We start from the raw sequence: 2,196 nt of genomic DNA on the forward strand, positions 1-2,196 counted from the left end.
CCCGCCGCCAGCGCCGGAGGTCTACCAGGTCAACCGGCTCGACTACGGCGTATTCGGCGACGGCACCAAGCCCGAGGTGCGGCTCACCGAGTCGACCTGGCTGTGGCAGCGCTCCAGCGTGTCGATCGGGGGGACCCGGTACGGCCACGGGGCGACCGTGCACGGCAGCTCGTCGGTCGTGATCGACCTGAACCGCAGCTGCAGGGCGTACGACGCGCTGGTCGGCGTCGACGACCTGATGCACGGCCTGGGCGCGGTGCGGTTCTCGGTGTACGCGGACGGGGCGCGGCTGTGGCGGTCGCAGGTGATCCGGGGCGGGGACCCCGCGGTGCCGGTGCATGTGGATCTGACCGGCCGCAAGACGCTGCGGCTGGTCGTCGAGCCGCATACGCAGCTCGACCGGGTGGCGCTGGTGGACTGGGCGCAGTCCCGGATCAGCTGCGGCTAGCCGGATCGTCGGAGGGGGTTCGGTTGCGTTCCCGATGGGCGGCCACGCGGGTGCGTGAGGCGCAGCGCGGGGAGCAGTAGCGGCGCGGAGTGCCGGGTCCTGTGGCCAGGTAGAGGGTGGTGCAGTCCGGGGCCGCGCAGGTGCCCCAGGCCGGGTGGCCGTGCTCGCTGAGCAGCTGCGCCAGGGCGAGGGCACCGGACGCGGTGAACCAGTCGGCCCAGCCCGCGTCCTCGCCCCGGTCGACATGCAGATGCCAGGCGTGGCCGTCGTGCCGGGACAGCCGCGGGCGGGCACCGCACTCCTCCAGCAGAGCGTTCAGGGCCAGGGCCGCCCGGTCCGTGTCCGTCTCCGTGAGTACGTCCGTGAGCCGGGCCGTGGCGCTCCGCAGCTCCTCGGCGTCCGTGGCGGTGAAGGCCGCTTCGGTGACGTCGTCGGGGGTCTCGCCATGGCGCCGCAGCAGGTCTGCGAGGGCGTCGCGGGAGAGGGCGGGGTCCTCGCGTACGGCGTTGGCGATCTCGATCAGCCGGTGGGCGGGGCGGAAGCCCTGGGTGACGGTGGCGCCGCTCATGGTGTCGTCATCGTCCTCTCGGCTGTCCGTGCGACTCGTCTCGCGAACACCTTCTCTCGCGTAACGTCTTATTAGCATAAGCCGTTACGGGGAGGGTGTCATCCATGAGCCTGGAGAGTTCGGGGAGCTTACGGAGTTACCTGGCCACCGCGTTCTGTGCGCGGCTGGCCGACGAGGGCATGGCGGTGGCCGTGGTGTTGCTCGCGCTGGAGCGCACCGGGAGCGCGGCTCAGGGCGCGTTCGTACTGGCCGCGTGGATGGCGCCGCATGTGCTGGCCGCGCCGCTGACCGGCAGCCTGGCGGCGCGGGTGCGGCGGCCGCGGCTCTTCTACGCCGCCGCGCTCGGCGGGTTCGGGGCGGCGATCGCGGGGGTCGCGCTCGTGGTCGGCCGGGGGCCCTTGGGGCTGACCCTCGCGGTCGCGCTGGCCGGGGGCTGTTGCGGTCCGGTCGTCTCGGGCGGGCTCTCCAGCCTGGTCGTGTCCCTGGTGTCCGATGCGGCGGAAGAGACGGAGGAGGCGGCACGCGCGCGTGCGTACGCGTGGGACGCCGCGACGTACAACGCCGCGTCGGTGGTGGGGCCCGCGGGTGTGGCGCTCACGGCGGCCGCGGTGTCGCCCGGTGCGGCGACGTTGCTGCTCGCGGGGGTGGCGGGGTTGGCGGCGGCGCTGGTCTGCGCGCTTCCGCTCCGGGCCGGTCTGGCCCCGGCTTCCCGGCCTTCCGTGCGGGCCGATCTGGTGGCCGGGCTCGCGGCGGTGTGGCGGATACCCGCGCTGCGGGCGATCACCGCGAGCACGTGTGTCGCGTACGTCGGTATCGGCGGGCTCACGGTGACGGCGGTGCTGCTCGCGGGTGAGCGTGGTCGGCCAGGGGGCGCGGGGGCGCTGGTCACCGCCTTCGCGCTCGGGGCGCTCGGCGGGTGTCTCGCCGTGGCCCGCAGGCCGCCGCGGATGTCCGCGCGGCGGCTGGCCCGTTGGAGCCTGCTCGGCACGGGGGTCGCGCTGGCGGGGGCTGCGGCGGCGCCCTCGTACGCCCTGGCCGTGGTGTTCTTCGGCGCGGCCGGGCTGTGCGACGGGCCGCTGCTGACCGCGACCCTGCGCATCCGGGCGTCCCACGCCCCGGACGCGGTGCGGACGCAGGTCTTCACGCTGGGGGCCGGGCTGAAGCTGTCGGCGGCGGCGGG

3 protein-coding genes are annotated in these 2,196 nt (G+C 74.9%); 2 read left to right on the forward strand and 1 reads right to left on the reverse strand.

Annotated elements, in window-relative coordinates:
* Positions 1 to 448: NPCBM/NEW2 domain-containing protein (locus U9R90_RS35680; protein ID WP_411061612.1), on the forward strand; the 448-nt coding region annotated here is incomplete at its 5' end.
* Here the strand turns inward: U9R90_RS35680 and U9R90_RS35685 are convergent.
* Positions 435 to 1,016 carry a CGNR zinc finger domain-containing protein gene (locus tag U9R90_RS35685; RefSeq protein ID WP_411061613.1) on the reverse strand — a complete coding sequence of 194 codons (582 nt, stop codon included), beginning with the start codon at positions 1,014 to 1,016 and terminating at the stop codon, positions 435 to 437. The genes U9R90_RS35680 and U9R90_RS35685 overlap by 14 nt on opposite strands.
* Before the next feature lie 104 nt (positions 1,017 to 1,120).
* Between U9R90_RS35685 and U9R90_RS35690 the strand changes: the two genes are divergently transcribed.
* The coding region (locus U9R90_RS35690; RefSeq protein WP_411061614.1) for an MFS transporter at positions 1,121 to 2,196 on the forward strand (1,076 nt) is incomplete at its 3' end.

It is taken from the genome of Streptomyces sp. E11-3 (assembly GCF_046540415.1).
Taxonomy (GTDB): domain Bacteria; phylum Actinomycetota; class Actinomycetes; order Streptomycetales; family Streptomycetaceae; genus Streptomyces.